Below are 17,732 nucleotides of genomic sequence, written 5' to 3'. Positions count from 1 at the left end.
ATTATTTTTTTAAATAATAGGCCACCTTATTGATTTTTTATTATAGGGGCTCAACTATTTACGCGAAAGTGTCGAAAAAGTGTAAGCTACATGATTTTTTTCATCGGGAAGATGTTTTTCTACATCCGTTTCATTCCATAGGTTAAAATCTATTTCCGGGAAAAAAGTGTCGGCCTCATAACTTTGGTGTACCCTTGTCAGGTATATCCTGTCCGTTACCTCCATGGTAGCTTTGTAAATCTCTGCACCGCCTACAATGAAAACCTCTTCTTCTGCGCTGCATAGTGCCAGTGCGTCTTCAATATTGCTTGTGACTTCAACGCCGGGGATCTGTAGTCCTGTAGTTCTGGTAATGACAATATTACGCCTGTTAGGCAGTGGTTTGCCAATAGAATCGTATGTTTTCCGGCCCATTATAATGGTGCGTCCGGTAGTGATCTGTTTAAAATGTTTTAAATCCGCTGGTAAGTGCCATAACAACTGATTGTCTTTACCGATGGCATTATTTTCGGCAATGGCAACAACTATAGATACGATCATACGGCTACAGCTCCTTTAATATGCGGATGTGGATCATAACCCGTTAAAGTGAAATCTTCGTATTTGAAATTGAAAATGTCTTTTACTTCAGGATTGATCTGCATTACCGGCAATGTTTTAGGTTCGCGACTCAGTTGAAGGTTTGCCTGATCAATATGGTTATTGTACAAGTGTGCATCACCAAGGGTGTGGATGAAATCTCCATATTGCAGACCACATACCTGGGCAACCATCATGGTTAACAAGGCGTAGGAGGCAATATTAAATGGTACACCTAAAAATATATCGGCACTACGCTGATAAAGCTGGCAACTCAATTTCCCATCAGCTACATAAAACTGGAAGAAAGCATGACAAGGAGGGAGGGCCATATTTTCAACTTCCGCAACATTCCATGCAGAAACAATGATCCTTCTGGAATCGGGATTGTTTTTTATGGTATTTACAATTTGTGTGATCTGATCGATATGACTGCCATCGGGTTTTGGCCAGGACCGCCATTGTGAACCGTAAACCGGTCCCAGGTCGCCATTTTCATCTGCCCACTCATCCCATATTTTTACACCATTGTCTTTTAAGTATTTGATATTGGTATCGCCACTTAAAAACCAGATCAGTTCATGTATGATAGATTTTAAATGCAGTTTTTTTGTGGTTACCATAGGGAAACCTTCCTGAAGGTTAAAGCGCATCTGATAGCCAAATACGCTGATTGTTCCGGTTCCGGTACGGTCGTGTTTTTGTGTGCCATGATCAAGCACGTGCTGCATTAAATCTAAATATTGCTTCATAATTTATTAATAGGTGTCATTTTGAACAAGACACCTATTTTACAAAAGTACATATATATGAATGTTTTTGAAAGTGTTTATATTTTCATATTAAAGACCGGTTGCCATGGAGACGCTTCTATCCTGTTTGGGGTGGCTGTCGGGGGCGGTAATATAAAGGTCCCATCGGTAATAATTGCGCCGATAATTCCTGCGGGGTTAAATACTTTATTATTTATTACCGTTTTTACATCGTTGTTTAATGCAAAATAATTTAAGCCAATGCCGGCAATGCATAAAATACCGTCTGCCACATCAAAGCTGAACTCTTGAGCAGGTATAAATCCCTGGTTTTTGTGGATCTCTATCTGTCGGACTAAAGGATCGTGATTTAGTCCGTCATGTAATGCGATTTGTGATACAGCAAGGGTGAATTTACATATATTGGCTGTTGCCGGAAATTTAAGTTGTGCCGGAATTTGGGTTTCGGGAATGCTTAGGGTAAGAACATTGTCTGAATATTGTAGTTTGGGCTGTACCCAAAGCTGATTGATTAAAAGAGATTTGCTGTTGAATTCGAAGCCCGCTAATCTGCTGAAACTGTCTTCAGTAAAATTGAACTGTTCGGATTCAAGGTTATAACACTGTCTCAATACCGCCCTTACAGGAGTGTTAAGCCGGTTGATCATTTCTCCATCGTAATTGCTACCGAAAAGTGCGTATAGGTTGTTCCTGATCGTCCCTGCTAATATGCTGCCTTGTCCAAAAACTCCTGCAGCTTTTTTCGTAGCCTGAGTTTGTTTTACATCACGTGGGACCGTTTGTATGATTTGTGCTTTTTTCCCTCTTCTTACGACTACTTTGCCAATAAGGCCTTTGAGGTATTTTCCATCGAATTTTGCCATCTTTTTATTTTTAGTTAATTATTAAGTTAATCAGTCTTTTATCCAAGTTCGGTTTGAGTTTGGTATGCCTGCGCATTCATTCATTAATCCTAGCACGGTGAGTCCGCCTTTTTACTGGAAAAAGGCGGACTCACCGCGGACTCATGGCGCTCTCACTGCGCAGACATACCGAAAGCTTTCCTAACATTATCAGTATCAAATAGAACCGGAATAAAAACCTAAGTAGAAGTTAAAAGGAATTTCCAGTTAAATTGTTTGATGAAATGTAAAATTTTGATGTGTCGCCGTTTATTGGTATTTATTTTACATTTCTTTTATTGTTTCTATAAAACGGTTGTTTTAATTGAAAGGATGTGTTTTTAATCAAAATAAAGTATTTTTATATTTTGTGAATAATTTTTATCTTTGTTGTGTGGTTTTTGTCATTATGAAGAATAAGAAATCAACAGAATTGAATGGCGCTGTTAAGGGGAAAACTTATCAGATAAAAGAGCCGGTGATTAGTAAAGTAAGTGACATTGATTTGTCTGCGACTTACTCTTACGCAAGTTATTTACGTTGGAAATTTGAGGAACGGGTGGAGTTGATTAAGGGCAAGGTGTTTCAAATGTCGGCACCTTCGGTAAACCATCAGCGTTTGCTTGGGTTTTTATATACTGAAATTTACGTTTATCTAAAAAATCATCGTTGTGAGGCATTTGCAGCTCCATTTGATGTTCGGTTTCCTGATAAATCCAAGGCGGATAATAAGGTGTATACAGTGCTTCAGCCTGATATTTGTGTGATTTGTGATGAGACTAAGCTCGATCGGCGGGGTTGCATCGGTGCCCCGGATATAGTGGTAGAAGTATTATCGCCCAGTAATAACAGAAAGGAACTGAAAAACAAGTTTGATATTTATGAGGAGTATGGGGTGCGGGAATATTGGATCGTGCATCCCCAGGAACGTACTTTATTAAAGTATATGCTTAGTCATGACGGTGTATTTGTTTCCGGTGCACCTTATGAAGGTCGTAGTGAGTTTACATCGGATATCCTGCCAGGTTTTCGTTTAAATGTAGAAGAGTTATTCAGTTTGATGAGGGTTGAAGAAGTATAGTGTTCATTATTGAAAAAGTATATGGAAGAGAATCAGGTAAAACAGGACGATAAAGGTAAAGTACCGAAGTTCTATGAGATCGAAGAAAAAGAGGTACAGACGCTCAATGAAATGGATATGTCTGGCACTTATACTTATGCCAGTTATCTTCAGTGGCAATTTCAGGAAAGAGTGGAATTGATTAAGGGTAAGATATTTCCCATGTCAGCACCAACTACAAAACATCAGGTTTGTACCGGAAATGTTTTTGTAAAACTGCATCAATTTTTAAAACGGAGCCCGTGCAGGGCTTTTATTTCTCCTTTTGATGTGAGGTTTCCCGGGAAATCATTGGCAGATCGGGAGGTGTTTACAGTGCTTTAACCCGATATATGCGTGGTTTGCGATGATTGGAAAATTGACGAAAAAGGTTGTGCGGGAGCTCCTGATATCGTAGTTGAAGTACTTTCTGTCGGAAATAACCGAAAGGACCTTGATTTTAAATTCAATGTTTATGAATCATCAGGTGTGCGGGAATATTGGATATTAAATCCCTCAGATCGTTCGATGTTGAAGTATGTGCTCAATGAGAATGGTGTATTCGTTGCAGGGAAACTTTTTGTGACTGGAAGGACATTTACTTCTGATATTTTACCTGGTTTTTGTCTGAAGTCGGAAGACGTATTTGGAGGGGTAGAGGTTTTTGGCTGAAAGGAAGGATGTTTAGTTTCTGGGTGTTTGCACTTTTTAGTAAGTTTGCTGCCCAGGCCACTAAATAGATACCATTCATCAATATATGTTTTTTAACTCGATCAGCTTTGCTATATTTTTACCTGTAGTTTTCTTTATATATTGGTTTCTGGGAAAAGATCGGTTAAAACTTCAAAACATCCTGTTATTGGTTGCCAGCTACTTTTTTTATGCCTGCTGGGATTGGCGTTTTTTGTTTTTGCTCCTTTTTTCTACCCTTCTGGATTATTATACGGGTATAATGATGGGGAAAGCAAAGAACCAACACATTAAAAAGATATGGTTTTGGCTTAGTATATCCATTAATCTTGGTTTTTTAGGTGTATTTAAATATTACAATTTCTTCGTAAGTTCTTTTGCTGAGGGGCTGACGGCCCTCGGTTTTCAGGTGAATGCTGGTACTTTAGATATTATTTTGCCTGTTGGTATTTCCTTTTATACTTTTCATGGTTTGTCTTATGTTATCGATATTTATAAAGACCGGATTAAGCCTGAGTTGAACTTTATTGATTACTCGCTTTTTGTGAGCTTTTTTCCGCTCCTCGTGGCAGGTCCTATTGAACGTGCTACGCATTTGCTTCCTCAGATTCAGCATAAAAGGTCTTTTAGGTATACAAATGCGGTGGATGGATTGAGGCAGATATTATGGGGGCTCTTTAAGAAAGTAGTGATCGCGGATAATTGCGCGGAATATGCCAATATGATTTTTAACGATTCTGATTTTTATCCGGGAAGCACACTCGTGCTCGGTGCGTTATTTTTTACTTTTCAGATTTACTGTGATTTTTCAGGATATTCTGATATCGCGCTGGGTACAGCAAGGTTATTTGGCATTGAGTTGTTAAGGAATTTTGCCTTTCCATATTTTTCCAGGGATATTGCTGAATTCTGGAGAAGGTGGCATATCTCGTTGTCGACCTGGTTTAGAGATTATTTATATATTCCTTTGGGCGGTAGTAAAGGTGGTATGTGGATGAAAATCAGAAACACCTTTATCATTTTTATCGTTAGTGGTTTTTGGCATGGTGCCAACTGGACTTTTATTGTCTGGGGTTTGTTAAATGCCTTATACATTATGCCATCTATCATTTTTAGTACAAACAGGAATCATCTCGGGCCTGTTGCTCCGGGAAGGTTTTTTCCGTCTTTAAAGGAGTTTTTGGCTATAATCCTGACTTTTTCACTTACTGCTATAGCCTGGATATTTTTTAGGGCCGAGAGCGTCGGTCATGCCTTGAGTTATATATCCGAGATATTTTCGAGTTCATTGTTTTCTATACCAGAGTTAGCCAAAATGAAGATGGCAGTGATTACAATGGCGTTTGTTTTTGTAATGATGACTGTTGAATGGTTTGGTCGTGATGAACAATATGCAATTGCTAAAATTGGCCAATGGCCTGTGGCATTAAGGTGGGGTTTTTATTATAGTTTGCTGATCGCCATTTTTGTTTTTGCCGGTTCTGGTCAGGAATTCATTTATTTTCAATTTTAATAGTGGAGAGCGGTATATAAATGAAAAAAATAATATACAAAGTCATTTTATTTCTGATGCCAATTGTGGTGTTTGCTTACTGCATTGATGTTTTTCTTTCGAAAAATCTGAAAAAAACGGAGTATAGGGAGAACCCTGTATGGAGGGCTATTTATGACGGTCAGGTGAATTCCAAGGTCGTTATTTATGGTAGTTCGAGAGCCTGGGTACATGTTAATCCAACCAAAATTGCTGATAGTTTAAATACTACAGCTTATAACCTGGGGATTGATGGACATAACTTTTGGTTACAATATTTTAGACATCAGCAGCTTCTGAAGTACAATACGAAGCCGAAATTAATTATACATACTTTGGATCCGATGACTTTGGTAAAAAGAGCGGAGTTGTATAATTCTGAACAGTTTTTACCCTACATGCTTTTTAATGATGATATTTATAACGCGACCAGGAGTTATAAAGGTTTTGGTATTTTGGATTACAATGTGCCCTTGCTCAGGTATTATGGTCAAAAGGACGCAATTATGCGGGTTGTACAAACTGTTGTTGCTCCGGAAACTAACAGGAAGAGAAGGATACGGGGGTATCAGGGGCAAAATGTGGTTTGGAATTCTGATTTTGATCGCGCAAAGGCGAAAATGAAATCTTATAAAATGGAATTGGATCAGGCATCCATTGCACTGTTTAGTAAATATCTGGAGGAATGCGCAAAAGCAAACATCAAAGTGATATTTGTTTATACTCCTGAATATATAGAAGGACAAAGGTTTATTGAAAACAGAGCTGAAGTGATGGCGATTTATAGCCGGTTGAGTAAAAAATATAATATTCCTTATTATGATTATTCGACGGACAGTTTAAGTTTTGATAAAAAGTATTTTTACAACGCACTACATATGAACACTACAGGTGCTGAGTTGTTTACTTCTAAATTAATAAAGAAATTAAAGGGACTCGATCCGCATTGGTATAGATAAATTTCGTTTAGCTTATTTACATCTCGGGGTGGCTGTTTCATTGTGATTGCGTTTTTGTAAGTTTGTATTTGAAATAGAAATAGATAGCTGATGCTTGCTTTTGCCAATGCCAAAATAAACCTTGGCCTGAATGTTACAAAAAAAAGATCCGACGGGTATCACGATCTTGAAACGGTATTCTATCCCGTAAAACTATATGATGTTGTCGAAATAACGGATGCCGATAAAACCTCCTGTTTGATAAAAGGCATTGATGTGCCTGGTGATACAGGTGACAATATTTGTATGAAAGCTTTTGAAGCACTACAAAAGGATTTCGATTTACCTGCTCAGCAAATTACCTTACTTAAAAATATTCCTGTCGGCGCTGGTTTGGGAGGGGGGTCTTCTGATGCCGCTCATCTGGTGAAATTATTAAACGGGAAATTTAAGCTGGGCTTGTCTGTTGCAACTATGCAGAATTATGTGCGGCCTTTGGGGGCCGACTGTGCTTTTTTTATTGAAAATAAACCGGTGTATGCATTCGGCAAAGGAGATGAGTTTAGTTCAATAGCAATTGATTTGTCAAAATATTTCCTTGTGCTCGTAAAACCAGCGGTACACGTATCAACAGCAGATGCTTACGCTGGAATAAAGCCTACAATTCCTAGTAGATCGGTAAAAGATTTAATACATTTGCCTGTGAAAGAATGGAGATCTGGTCTGGAAAACGATTTTGAAACTTCAGTTTTTTCAAAATATCCGGAGATTGAGCAGGTCAAATCAAAGCTATATCAGTCGGGCGCACTATTCTCTTTAATGAGTGGCAGTGGTTCAAGTGTTTTTGCAATTTTTGATCGTCAGGTTCGTTTACCGGATTTAGAACGCGATCATAAAGTTTATTATAATATTTAGCGAGCTATAAAAAAATAACAGATACGAACATGGAGATTAATTTAGTACGTAAAAGCGGTAAGTTTAATTTTGAAGCGGAAAATTCGAGTGGTTTTACTGTGGAGCTGGATGCTAAACCTGCAATTGGAGGTGAAGGTAAAGGTTTTCGGCCAATGGAGATGCTCTTAATCGGTTTGGGAGGTTGCAGTGGTATTGACATGGTGAATGTGTTGACCAAACAAAAGGAGCCTTTGGATGACGTTAAAATTGCGATAAAGGCAACGAGGAAAGACGAAGAGATGCCGCCGATATTTGACGTGATTGATATTCATTTCGATCTTTATGGTGCCTTAAGTGTACCAAAAGTAGAACGTGCGTTGAACATGACATTTGATAAATATTGTTCAGTGTCTAATATTTTAGGCCGTTCTGCTACTATTAACTTTACTTATACCATTCATCAATAAACAAAATGCAAGAAGAGAATTTCGAAACCCTGGCCATACGTTTACAAGCGGAAAGAACACAATTTAAAGAGCATTCAGTGCCTTTGTATTTAACATCAAGTTACAAGTTTGATGATGCGGAGGATATGCGTGCGCTTTTTGCAAACGAGAAGGAAGGGAATGTTTACAGCAGGTATGCAAATCCAAATACGACAGAGCTGATTGATAAAATGGCAGCGCTTGAGGGGGCTGAGGCTGGATGGGCTACTGCTTCGGGGATGGCTGCAATATTTACCACCTTTGCTACTTTTTTAAAGTCTGGCGACCATGTGTTATCCAGTCGTTCGGTTTTTGGATCAACACATCAGCTGCTGAATAATATTTTTGCGAAATGGGGCATTACTTACACTTACGCTGATCTGGATAAGCCGGAACAGTGGGAAAATGGAATACAGCCAAACACAAAAATGATTTTTGTGGAGACGCCTTCAAATCCGGGAATTGATATCATTGATCTGGAGTGGCTGGCTAAGTTTTCGAAGCAACATAATGCTTTATTGGTGGTTGATAATTGTTTTGCAACGCCTTACCTGCAGCAGCCAATAAAACTGGGTGCTGATGTTTCAATTCATTCTGCCACTAAGTTTATTGATGGGCAGGGACGTACTTTGGGTGGAATTATTTTAGGCTCGGATAAGCTGATTAAAGAGATTGAAGGTTTTGCCAGGCATAGTGGGCCTGCAATGTCGCCATTTAATGCCTGGTTGTTATCTAAAAGTTTAGAGACGCTCGCTGTGCGTATGGACAGGCATTGTGAAAGTGCTTTGAAAGTTGCTGAGTTTTTGGAGAGTCACCCGGCTATCAAAAGAGTGATGTATCCTTTTCTTCCGTCACATCCTCAATATGAAATTGCTAAAAAGCAAATGAAACAGGGGGGCGGTATTGTGACACTGGTAATTGATGGTGGTGTTGAAGCGGCCAGCAATTTTATGAACAAATTAAAAATGTTCTCTATATCGGCGAATTTGGGTGATACAAGATCTATTGCTACGCACCCGGCAACGAGTACGCATTCAAAACTGACAGAGGAAGAACGTTTAGAGGTGGGGATAGAGCAGGGGACTGTTCGGTTGTCTGTTGGTCTGGAGCATATCAACGATATTCTTGGAGATATTAAACAGGCATTGAGCTAAGTTTTAAAAAACTGAATACATAAAAAAAAGCGCCGGATCAATTGATCCGGCGCTTTTTTTGAAGGTCATCATGACGATGATTCTATTAGTTGATGTACTCTCTGTCTTCGTCGCTCAAATTATTTTTATTGTCACTGTGTGCATCAATCTCTCTGTCATACGTGCTTACAGTCGTTTTAGGGCGTCCGGCCCAATAGCCCAATATAAATCCTACAAAAGTACACACGCCTACAACTACGAGCTTTGAAATGTCTTTTTTCAGGAATATGAAATTAAATTCTACCGGATCGGTATTGATCATTAAAAATATGGTGATTAATGCAGTGAAAATGATAATGAAAATGGTCTTTGTGCGCATAATTTAAAAGCTGTAGTTTAAAATTAATTCTAATATAGGGTTTTGATTGTAAATCTTATTGACGAAAATGAATCTCGTGCCAAAATCTACTACGGGTTGATAACGCAGTAAATTCATGCTGCTGCGTACTTCGAAACCATAGGTTTTTGGCTGGCCAAGATCGGTATCGATACTTAGATTCTCATAATGGCAAAAAAGGCCGCCCCTGATATTTCTGATGTAAGCGAGTGGGCCAATTTCTGCATCTGGGAATGCAAAAGGGAATCTGTAGTTGAACAATAGTGTGTTCCTTAGGAAATTCCGGGCCATGATGTTGTTGTAGCCGTACACCGCATTAATTTCATTGTCGAATCTTCTGACACCTGTTGCGTGCTGATAATTAAAATTTGCGCTGAAGGAATGGTTTTTAAACAAGCCGGGGAAGTACAAAAAAGCTTCGGCTGCGAATAGCTGACCTTCCAGTTGTTTGTCGAATGGTTGATGGAGGTAAGTTAGCCTGAGTGTTTGTGCCCATTTAGGAAAAATGTCCCGATCGGCCTGTCGCATAGTGTGGGCGAATGTAAACCCGTATTCCATTGGGAACCTGAGACGGGTGATGTAGTTGGTGGGCATGTTTTGCCCCATGTATCTTTGGGTATAACTGGTGGCAGCTTTTAAATTGAAGCTGTAGGTGTCTCCAAGTGTGTTTAGGTTAATCGGAACCAGCGCCTGTAGTTGGATGTTATTTTCTCGCCAGTCGCCCTGTACAATGCCTTGGTTTGTGTTGTAAAACGTTCTTCGCGGTCTGTTTCTGTAAGTGGTGCTGATGATTGGGTAAAAGCTTTTTAGGACAAATCCGGCATTGTATTCGAATCGGTTTAGGTCCCGGTAGTATTCCGCTCCGGCAAATGCGCTGAGGGTATTGAGCAGGTTGTCGGAATTTAACTGGAGCCCGAATTGATATTCGTCTTCGATGACTGGAGTGATGCTGTGCAGGGTAATCAAATTGCCGAGCGCCCGGTATGGCTTGGAGCTGAATGTACTATCGGGTATGTTGCTAAACACATTTCCGGAGTGCTCCTGTTTTTCCGCTGCCGCACCGAAGTAAACGAAGTTGTTTGCTTTTGGTGCTTCAGGGTTTATTGGTGTTTCGGCAATTTCGTATCCGGTTTGAGTGTAGTTGTTGAAGATTAGTGTGCCTGATGCTTTTGAAAACGACGGATTAAAGGCGCCGTATTTTGCGCGGCTCAGAGCGCTTATTTTTTTTGAATGGATATCTATGCTGTAAATATTGTCAACTCCGCTGTAATGCGCGTTAAATGCGATTTGCTGATTAATGAATGTTGGTCTTGTTAACTGCTGTTGTGATGGGGGAATGAGTTGTTCTGTTTTTCCTGATCTGTTGGTGGTGTGAAGTGCTTTGCCTTTTTCGCTGACACTGATGTAGGCTATCGTGTTTCCGGACTCATCAAAAGAAGGTGTTTGAAGAATCAGGTTTTCCGGGTTTGGATAGGTGTAAATAGTTTTTCCTGTTTTTGCATCCAGTTCAACAAGATTGCACTGGTTGCTGAGATCGAACTTTACAGCAATTATTTTTTTTCCATCCGTGGAAAGGGAAGGTGCGAATAGTCTTGATCTTGCGCTAAGTTTTTTTACTTTTTTTGTTTGGAGGTCATAGCTGCAGATGACACTGTAGCTGCGTTGCCTGTATCTCGGGTCGTACCTCACTTCGTCCCAAACCACGAGGTTGTTGGCATAGCTGAACCAGGGTTGTTCCTGGTAGCCGATGTTTAGCAGGTGTGTTTCTTTTTTGTTGCTGTCGATCATAACCAGGTGAGGAACTTCGGCCTTACTTTGCTTTAAAGTTAATATGCTGTTGCCGGTTATTTTTACTGGTGTAAAATAATTGGTGGCATACTTTGTCGCTTTGTTTAATGAGCTGTATGTTTTTGCAGGTTCTTTTTGAGCTTGTTCGTTCCACTTTTCTTTGAGCAGTGTGTTGGTTTCTTTGAACCATTGGTGACTTCCCTTACCTGTCAGTTTTTTTAAAGTGTTTGAGAAAGGGTAGAGTCGGAGGGGACGCTTTCGGATGTCGGTCAGTACTTCATCAAATATGTCTTTCCCTTGTTGGGTCCTGATGTTGGAAGATAGGAGGTAGCCGAGTTGATAGTATCCTGGTGTGACGTCTTTGTTTGATCCGAAACTGGCTTTACTGTAAGAGAGTTTTTCACCTTCAAGCAGGCTTGCACGGTAGGGCATAATCCATGAAGGTTGACGCCCGCGTCCGGCATTGGTCAGTGCTGTTTCAGTGGTCACGGCATCGCCTTCAAAAAACCAGATCGGGAGGCTGGCACCGAACCATGCGAAGTACACAAGTTCAGGAAAAGGGGAGGTCTTTCCTCCGGTTAGTTTGTCGAACTGTGCGATGTGTCTGAGCTCATGAACTGCGAGGTTGTTTAGCCAGTCCTGACTGTCGAACTGCTGCGGAGGTGTGGTGTAGAATTCTGACTTTTTTGGGGCGAGCTGAACGAAGCCATTTGCGATGACGCCTCGGTTCTGCAGGAGCAAAGGGATACGCGTTTTTTTTACTCCCAGGCTTCCTCCGACATGGGGGTAAATATAGGGGAGTGTGTTGGCCATTCTTTGCGCTTCTTTTTCTAACTCCGCGGGGTAGATGACTTTAAAGCCGGATGCATTTATCTGGCGCCATTTTACACTAAGTGGGTTTTGTTCTTCGTTGAAAATCTGTGAAAAACCTGAATGTGAAATTAAGCTTAATGTTATGATTATTTTTATTTTGATTATCAGTTGTTTATGATGTTTATTTTGCTTCATTTATCCTGTTTGCTAAAATAATTAGTATTTTTAAATTTTTTAGATTGATTTTATTTGATCTTTTATTTTAGTTGGTTTGTTTTATTTTATTGATATTCAGTGTTATTTGGTTTTTGTGTTATTGGTGTTGTTTTTGTTTTTCCGTATTATTTTTGCTGATTTTTGAGCTGTTTTTGTTGATTTTTATACTTTGCTCTTGATGTGCTCAAATACGTTGTTAAGATACACTATTTGGACGATAAATAAAACTAAATTTCTGCTACGGTTTTTGGTTTTGTATACAAAGGATTTGATTTTTAGTCTGATTTTTTGGAGTAAATCAGCTGTGATTTATGACGGGTTTGGGGCTATTTTCGGGTGCTTGTACGCCTTGTTTTTGTGAGGTGTTTGTGTCTTCCGGAAGGAGCGGTTAGGCTGATTTTTGAGGGGGTGTTTTTAGCCTCTGTTTCCTCCCCTCCCCTATGGGATTTTAGCTGAATGTGGGCTAAAGTTTGCTGCGTTTTTTGTAGATCGGATAAAGGAAAACTGCACCAAGTATAATGATGGCGCCAAGGTAAAAACCAGTGGACATGGTCTCTTTTGTCCCAAAGAAAATGAAGGCCAGGAGTATGCCGTAAACGGGCTCAAGATTGGTGATGAGTGCTACCTGAAAAGCCGATATTGTACGCATAACAGCTACCCCTGCGACATAGGCTAATGCAGTACAAACTGTACCTAATAAACCGAGGTAAAGCCAGTCGGTAGCGCTAAGATTGAAGCGTTCTGCAAACAGGCTTTTGTCGGCTAAACGATATAAACTGATCCATACAAAAGCTCCGGTAATCTCATAAAAACTGATAACAAGAGGATTGCTTTTTTGTACCAGGACAGAGTTTATACTGCCGAAAAGACTCGATGCAAGTGCTGCTGAGAGACCGAAAATAATGCCTGTTGTGTACTTTGATTCGAATTTAAAGATGAGATATATGCCCAGAATGATGATTAGTCCGATGATGATATCAGGTACCTGTATCCTTTGTTTTTTGATTAATGGTTCTAATATAGCTGTGAAAAGCGTGAATGAGGACAGGCATACGAGTGTGACTGATACCGTTGATACTTTGATGGCATGGAAGAAAAATATCCAGTGTATAGCTACGATGCTTCCCGTAAAAAAGAACTGTAAAAACTGCTTTTTTGTTACTTTAAGGCTGGTTTTACTAAGCCTGAAGTAAACGAAAAGTGCCAGGCTGGCAATTAAAACTCTATACCATACCATTTGAACGGCATCTATAGAGATTAATGCCCCGAGTATTCCTGTAAAACCCCAAATGAACACTGTGAAATGGAGGATCAGCAGGTTTTTGTTGTTGTTTACAGTTTGTTTTATCATTATTTAGGTGCTTTTCTGAGCAGGTAGTAGCCTAATAAACCAAAGCAAATTGTTGGTGCTAATACCGCCAGTAAGGGAGGCATGCCGCCTTTTAACGAAAACATTTTTGCGAATTGGTTAAATACAATATAGGCAAAACTCAGTAGGATTCCTATTCCAAGTGGCAGTCCAACGCCCCCACGAACCTTTCTGGAAGATAGTGCAACGCCAATAAGGGTGAGTACAAAAGCGGAAAGGGGATGCAGGTAACGTTTATATTGCTCAAATAACAAGTCGTTCCATATGCCTGAACCACGGATTCTTTCCTTTCTGATTTTTTCGGAAAGCTCTTTGTTGGTTAGGTTTTCGAATATATTGTCATAGGCAGAGAAGTCGTCTGGACGCATATCCAGGACCGTATCTTTAGTTAATGAGCCTCCGGTGGTAAAGGTTTCTTTAAGACCATTGATGTCTCTCACAGAGTAGTTTGAAAGTTTCCAGGAGCGTTTTACGGAGTCCCATTTGATTTCATCCGCAACAAGCTTCTTTGTTAGCACATCACCTTTAAAGTTGTCTAATGAAAAGCGTGTACCTGTCTTGCTTTTATTATCAAAGTTGTCCATATAAATGTAAGTGTTGTTATCCAGCCTCATGTGGATATTACTCTTACTTGAAGGGTCATTCTTCTTTACGTAGGTGTTCTCAAAGCTGTTTTTAAGCTGATTGGTATAGGGGAGGACGTATAAATTTGAAGCAAGATTGACGGCGAATATGACAAACGCAGAAACGAAATAAGGTACCAGGAAACGGTTAAAGCTTACTCCGCCGCTTAAAATAGGTACAATCTCCGTTTGATCGGCCATTTTTGCTGTAAAAAAGATTACAGCAATAAAGTTGATCAATGGCGATAGCATATTTACATAATAAGGTATCGAACCTGCGTAATACAAGGAAACTACTTGCCAGAAGCTCAGATTTGCACTTAGAAAGTCGTCCAGTTTCTCAGATAAATCAAAAATAATGATGATAACTACAAATAACGTTAGGGTATATAAAAATGTACCCAGGTATTTGCTGATGATGTACCAATCTAGAATTTTGATCCTGTCTTTGATAATGTTCATTTATAATTTATTACCTAAGATAGTAACCATTTTGTTTTTCCAGGCGTAAAACTCGCCACTTATAATTTTCTCCCTTGCTGTTTTTACCAGCCAAAGGTAGAAATGTAGGTTATGTAAGGTGGCTATTTGTGCACCGAGCATTTCTTTCGAGTGCATTAGATGTCTTAAATAAGCTTTAGAGTACACTCTGTCAGCAAGAAGATCGCTATCGGCTTCAATTGGAGAAAGATCGTCTGCCCATTTCTTATTACCTATATTAATGACGCCGTTTTTTGTGAATAACATACCGTTTCTTGCATTTCGGGTCGGCATTACACAGTCGAACATGTCAATACCCAATGCAATGTTCTCTAAAATGTTTATTGGTGTGCCTACGCCCATTAAATAACGTGGTTTTTCTTCGGGAAGTATTTCACAAACGACTTCTGTCATGCCATACATTTCTTCTGCAGGCTCGCCTACTGAAAGCCCGCCAATGGCATTTCCTTCTCTGTCCATGGAGGCGATGAATTCCGCAGATTTTCTTCTTAAATCTTTGTATACAGATCCTTGAACAATAGGGAATAAGGTTTGGTTGAAGCCGTATTTTGGTTCAGTTGTATCAAAACGTGTGCAGCAGCGCTTTAACCAGCGGTGCGTCATGTTGATGGAGTTTGCTGCGTACTTATAATCACAAGGATAAGGTGTACATTCATCAAAAGCCATGATGATATCGGCGCCAATTGTACGCTGGATATCCATTGCGTATTCTGGTGTAAAAAGGTGTTTTGAACCGTCAATATGTGAGCGAAAAGTTACACCTTCCTCTTTAATTTTACGTACTTTACTTAAAGAATATACCTGGTAACCTCCACTGTCGGTCAAAATTGGTCTGTCCCAGCCAATAAATTTATGTAAACCTCCGGCCTGTTCAAGAATACCCAGTCCTGGTCTCAGGTATAAATGGTAAGTGTTTCCTAAGATGATTTGTGCGTTGACATCATTTTCCAGTTGCTGCTGATTTATGGATTTAACCGTTCCTGCAGTGCCAACAGGCATGAAGATAGGGGTTTGTATTTCTCCATGATCAGTAGTTATCGTTCCCGCTCTAGCCTTCGAATGTATATCTTTCGCTTGTAAATTAAATTTCATCTCTCTGTATTTATTGTTTTAAAGAGGTTGTAAAAGATCATCTCTTTAAAAATCTGCGCAAAAGTAGCAAAAAACGCGCTATTAACATGCTAAATTTTTTATCAACATAAAGGAACATTACAGATTAAAAATCAGAAATTTGACTCCTTCAAAAATACATCGTGGAATTAACCTTTTTAGAGGGCGCTTTATTGGAGCGCTTTGAGTATTACCTGCTCGGCATTTTAATTTTTTGTTTTCTCATTCAGCTATATTTTAGCTTGTTTGTTCACCTTAAGCTAGGGCTTATAAAAGTAAGTCCGCTACCTGAAACTGCAAAAAGGCCTTTAAGTGTGGTGATTTGTGCCCGTAATGAGGCAGAGAACCTTAAACAATATTTACCAATCGTACTTGAACAGGATTATCCTGATTTTGAGGTTGTTGTAGTGAATGATAGATCCTGGGATGGGACGCACGATTTGCTGGAGGCATTTTCAAAGCAATATAAACGTCTTAAAATTGTGACCGTAAATGAAGGTAGTAAGTTTATCGCCGGAAAGAAATTTGCGGTAACGATGGGGATTAAGGCTGCGGCTAATGAATGGTTGGTGTTTACCGATGCGGATTGTGTACCAGCCTCTTCGAAATGGTTGTATGGTATGCAGCAGCCTGAAGATGATGATACAGAAATTCTTTTGGGATATTCTCCGTATATGAAGAAAAGAGGAATATTGAACGCGTTAATTCGTTTCGAAACCTTTTTTACTGCAGTAAATTACCTTTCATTTGCTATAAAAGGAATGCCTTACATGGGAGTTGGTAGAAATATGGCTTATAAGAAATCCTTATTTTTTAACAATAAAGGCTTTGCAGCGCATATGCATATCCCATCTGGAGATGATGATTTGTTTGTGAATGCCCATGCACATGAAGGAAATACGGGCATTTGTATTCATCCCGATACCCATGTATGGAGTGAGCCTAACACCAGTTTTGGTGCTTATTTAAGACAAAAGAAGCGTCATTTTGGTGCAGGTAAGTTATATAAAGCAAAACATAAGTTTATTTTGTCTGCCCAGATCATTATACAGTTCTTGTTTTATGTTACCTTAGTTATTCTGCTGTGTTTTAAATCAACGCTTTACCCTGCTTTAGGGGTGTTAGGTTTAAGTATCATCGTCAGATGTTTTGTGTACCCGCGGATACTGAAGCGATTGAGCTACGGCGATTTGAGGTGGTGGTTCCCGGTTTTGGATATGCTATTATTCATTTTTTTAGTGTTTAATGGCATTCTGTCTATATTTGTTAAAAAAGTAAAGTGGAAATGAAGTCAGCGTTAATACAGAAATATTTTAGGGACCTTACTGAGCAGCAAATTGCTCAATTTGATCAGTTGTATGATTTATACAGCTTTTGGAATGCACAAATCAATGTCATTTCGAGAAAGGATATTGATGAACTTTATGAACGTCATATTTTACATTCCCTGGGGATTGCTAAGTTTTGCACTTTTAAAGCAGGTGAAAAGGTTCTTGACGTAGGAACAGGAGGAGGGTTTCCTGGAATTCCATTGGCTATTTTATTTCCTGAAACGGAATTTCATCTGGTAGATTCAATTGGAAAAAAGATCAAGGTAGTTGTCGAAGTGGCAGGGGCATTAGGCTTAAAGAACGTTAAAGCAAGCCATTTGAGAGCTGAGCAAGTACCTGATAAATATGATTTCGTGGTTTCTCGGGCAGTAACAAGGCTAATAGACTTTTACCCATGGATACAGGGGAAATTTAATAAAGAGTCGAAAAATTCGATAAAGAATGGTATTCTTTATTTAAAAGGAGGTGATTTGACTGAAGAAATAGCTGAATCGCGCCTGAAAGCGGAACTATATCCGCTTTCAGCTTACTTCGAAGAAGATTTTTTTGAAACCAAATACGTGGTTTACATTCCTCAATAG

At 39.4% G+C, this 17,732-nt stretch carries 16 protein-coding genes and 1 pseudogene; 9 read left to right on the top strand and 8 right to left on the bottom strand.

Annotated features, from left to right (window positions below; translation table 11 throughout):
* Positions 1 to 54 precede the first annotated feature (54 nt).
* From R2Q84_RS05805 to R2Q84_RS05795, 3 genes are all read right to left on the bottom strand, one after another.
* Positions 55 to 540 carry a dihydrofolate reductase gene (locus R2Q84_RS05805; RefSeq protein WP_316815585.1) on the bottom strand — a complete coding sequence of 162 codons (486 nt, stop codon included), beginning with the start codon at positions 538 to 540 and terminating at the stop codon, positions 55 to 57.
* Positions 537 to 1,331: a thymidylate synthase gene (locus tag R2Q84_RS05800; protein ID WP_316815584.1), complete on the bottom strand. Its 795-nt coding sequence runs from the start codon at positions 1,329 to 1,331 to the stop codon at positions 537 to 539. The genes R2Q84_RS05805 and R2Q84_RS05800 overlap by 4 nt, the downstream gene beginning before the upstream one ends.
* Positions 1,332 to 1,408: 77 nt before the next feature.
* Positions 1,409 to 2,215: a hypothetical protein gene (locus R2Q84_RS05795; protein ID WP_316815583.1), complete on the bottom strand. Its 807-nt coding sequence runs from the start codon at positions 2,213 to 2,215 to the stop codon at positions 1,409 to 1,411.
* A 427-nt stretch (positions 2,216 to 2,642) separates the two neighbouring features.
* Between R2Q84_RS05795 and R2Q84_RS05790 the strand changes: the two genes are divergently transcribed.
* The 7 genes and pseudogenes from R2Q84_RS05790 (at position 2,643) to R2Q84_RS05760 (ending at position 9,024) form a co-directional block, all read left to right on the top strand.
* Positions 2,643 to 3,314, top strand: coding sequence for a Uma2 family endonuclease (locus R2Q84_RS05790; RefSeq protein ID WP_316815582.1), 672 nt, complete (start codon positions 2,643 to 2,645; stop codon positions 3,312 to 3,314).
* 21 nt (positions 3,315 to 3,335) lie between these two features.
* Positions 3,336 to 4,004 (top strand): annotated as a pseudogene (locus R2Q84_RS05785) (Uma2 family endonuclease).
* Positions 4,005 to 4,089: 85 nt separating this feature from the next.
* Positions 4,090 to 5,535, top strand: coding sequence for an MBOAT family O-acyltransferase (locus R2Q84_RS05780; RefSeq protein ID WP_316815581.1), 1,446 nt, complete (start codon positions 4,090 to 4,092; stop codon positions 5,533 to 5,535).
* 20 nt (positions 5,536 to 5,555) lie between these two features.
* Positions 5,556 to 6,512, top strand: a complete 957-nt coding sequence (locus R2Q84_RS05775) for a hypothetical protein (protein WP_316815580.1) — start codon at positions 5,556 to 5,558, stop codon at positions 6,510 to 6,512.
* A gap of 90 nt (positions 6,513 to 6,602) precedes the next feature.
* Positions 6,603 to 7,406 (top strand): 4-(cytidine 5'-diphospho)-2-C-methyl-D-erythritol kinase, encoded by an 804-nt coding sequence (gene ispE / locus R2Q84_RS05770; protein ID WP_316815579.1) that lies wholly within the window; start codon positions 6,603 to 6,605, stop codon positions 7,404 to 7,406.
* A 29-nt stretch (positions 7,407 to 7,435) separates the two neighbouring features.
* The gene (locus R2Q84_RS05765) at positions 7,436 to 7,852 is read left to right on the top strand and encodes an OsmC family protein (protein ID WP_316815578.1); all 417 of its coding nucleotides are present in this window, start codon (positions 7,436 to 7,438) and stop codon (positions 7,850 to 7,852) included.
* A 5-nt stretch (positions 7,853 to 7,857) separates the two neighbouring features.
* A complete protein-coding gene (locus R2Q84_RS05760; protein ID WP_316815577.1) occupies positions 7,858 to 9,024 on the top strand; it encodes an O-succinylhomoserine sulfhydrylase in 1,167 nt (388 codons plus the stop codon).
* Positions 9,025 to 9,109: 85 nt separating this feature from the next.
* On the opposite strand, the gene R2Q84_RS05755 is transcribed toward R2Q84_RS05760, so the two are convergent.
* The 5 genes from R2Q84_RS05755 to tgt form a co-directional block, all read right to left on the bottom strand.
* Positions 9,110 to 9,382, bottom strand: a complete 273-nt coding sequence (locus tag R2Q84_RS05755) for a hypothetical protein (protein ID WP_316815576.1) — start codon at positions 9,380 to 9,382, stop codon at positions 9,110 to 9,112.
* A 3-nt stretch (positions 9,383 to 9,385) separates the two neighbouring features.
* Entirely contained in the window at positions 9,386 to 12,196 is a 2,811-nt protein-coding gene (locus R2Q84_RS05750) for a hypothetical protein (RefSeq protein WP_316815575.1), read from the bottom strand.
* 484 nt (positions 12,197 to 12,680) lie between these two features.
* The gene (locus tag R2Q84_RS05745) at positions 12,681 to 13,568 is read right to left on the bottom strand and encodes a DMT family transporter (protein ID WP_316815574.1); all 888 of its coding nucleotides are present in this window, start codon (positions 13,566 to 13,568) and stop codon (positions 12,681 to 12,683) included.
* A complete protein-coding gene (locus R2Q84_RS05740; RefSeq protein WP_316815573.1) occupies positions 13,568 to 14,671 on the bottom strand; it encodes an LptF/LptG family permease in 1,104 nt (367 codons plus the stop codon). The genes R2Q84_RS05745 and R2Q84_RS05740 overlap by 1 nt, the downstream gene beginning before the upstream one ends.
* On the bottom strand, positions 14,672 to 15,802 hold the full coding sequence (tgt, locus tag R2Q84_RS05735) for a tRNA guanosine(34) transglycosylase Tgt (protein WP_316815572.1): 1,131 nt from the start codon (positions 15,800 to 15,802) through the stop codon (positions 14,672 to 14,674). It abuts the gene before it with no gap.
* Between the two features lie 161 nt (positions 15,803 to 15,963).
* On the opposite strand from tgt, the gene R2Q84_RS05730 reads away from it, so the two are divergent.
* A complete protein-coding gene (locus R2Q84_RS05730) occupies positions 15,964 to 17,109 on the top strand; it encodes a glycosyltransferase (protein ID WP_316815571.1) in 1,146 nt (381 codons plus the stop codon).
* Entirely contained in the window at positions 17,106 to 17,732 is a 627-nt protein-coding gene (rsmG, locus tag R2Q84_RS05725) for a 16S rRNA (guanine(527)-N(7))-methyltransferase RsmG (protein ID WP_316815570.1), read from the top strand. The genes R2Q84_RS05730 and rsmG overlap by 4 nt, the downstream gene beginning before the upstream one ends.

It is taken from the genome of Pedobacter nyackensis, from assembly GCF_032678475.1.
Lineage (GTDB): Bacteria > Bacteroidota > Bacteroidia > Sphingobacteriales > Sphingobacteriaceae > Pedobacter > Pedobacter nyackensis_A.
This window is presented reverse-complemented; position numbering and strand designations above follow the sequence as displayed.

Coding starts and splice junctions, on each gene's coding strand:
- R2Q84_RS05765 (WP_316815578.1), top strand. CDS start 7,436: ATGGAGATTAATTTAGTACGTAAAAGCGGTAAGTTTAATTTTGAAGCG.
- rsmG (WP_316815570.1), top strand. CDS start 17,106: ATGAAGTCAGCGTTAATACAGAAATATTTTAGGGACCTTACTGAGCAG.
- R2Q84_RS05780 (WP_316815581.1), top strand. CDS start 4,090: ATGTTTTTTAACTCGATCAGCTTTGCTATATTTTTACCTGTAGTTTTC.
- R2Q84_RS05760 (WP_316815577.1), top strand. CDS start 7,858: ATGCAAGAAGAGAATTTCGAAACCCTGGCCATACGTTTACAAGCGGAA.
- R2Q84_RS05795 (WP_316815583.1), bottom strand. CDS start 2,215: ATGGCAAAATTCGATGGAAAATACCTCAAAGGCCTTATTGGCAAAGTA.
- R2Q84_RS05800 (WP_316815584.1), bottom strand. CDS start 1,331: ATGAAGCAATATTTAGATTTAATGCAGCACGTGCTTGATCATGGCACA.
- R2Q84_RS05805 (WP_316815585.1), bottom strand. CDS start 540: ATGATCGTATCTATAGTTGTTGCCATTGCCGAAAATAATGCCATCGGT.
- tgt (WP_316815572.1), bottom strand. CDS start 15,802: ATGAAATTTAATTTACAAGCGAAAGATATACATTCGAAGGCTAGAGCG.
- R2Q84_RS05790 (WP_316815582.1), top strand. CDS start 2,643: ATGAAGAATAAGAAATCAACAGAATTGAATGGCGCTGTTAAGGGGAAA.
- R2Q84_RS05740 (WP_316815573.1), bottom strand. CDS start 14,671: ATGAACATTATCAAAGACAGGATCAAAATTCTAGATTGGTACATCATC.
- R2Q84_RS05775 (WP_316815580.1), top strand. CDS start 5,556: ATGAAAAAAATAATATACAAAGTCATTTTATTTCTGATGCCAATTGTG.
- R2Q84_RS05755 (WP_316815576.1), bottom strand. CDS start 9,382: ATGCGCACAAAGACCATTTTCATTATCATTTTCACTGCATTAATCACC.
- ispE (WP_316815579.1), top strand. CDS start 6,603: ATGCTTGCTTTTGCCAATGCCAAAATAAACCTTGGCCTGAATGTTACA.
- R2Q84_RS05750 (WP_316815575.1), bottom strand. CDS start 12,196: ATGAAGCAAAATAAACATCATAAACAACTGATAATCAAAATAAAAATA.
- R2Q84_RS05745 (WP_316815574.1), bottom strand. CDS start 13,568: ATGATAAAACAAACTGTAAACAACAACAAAAACCTGCTGATCCTCCAT.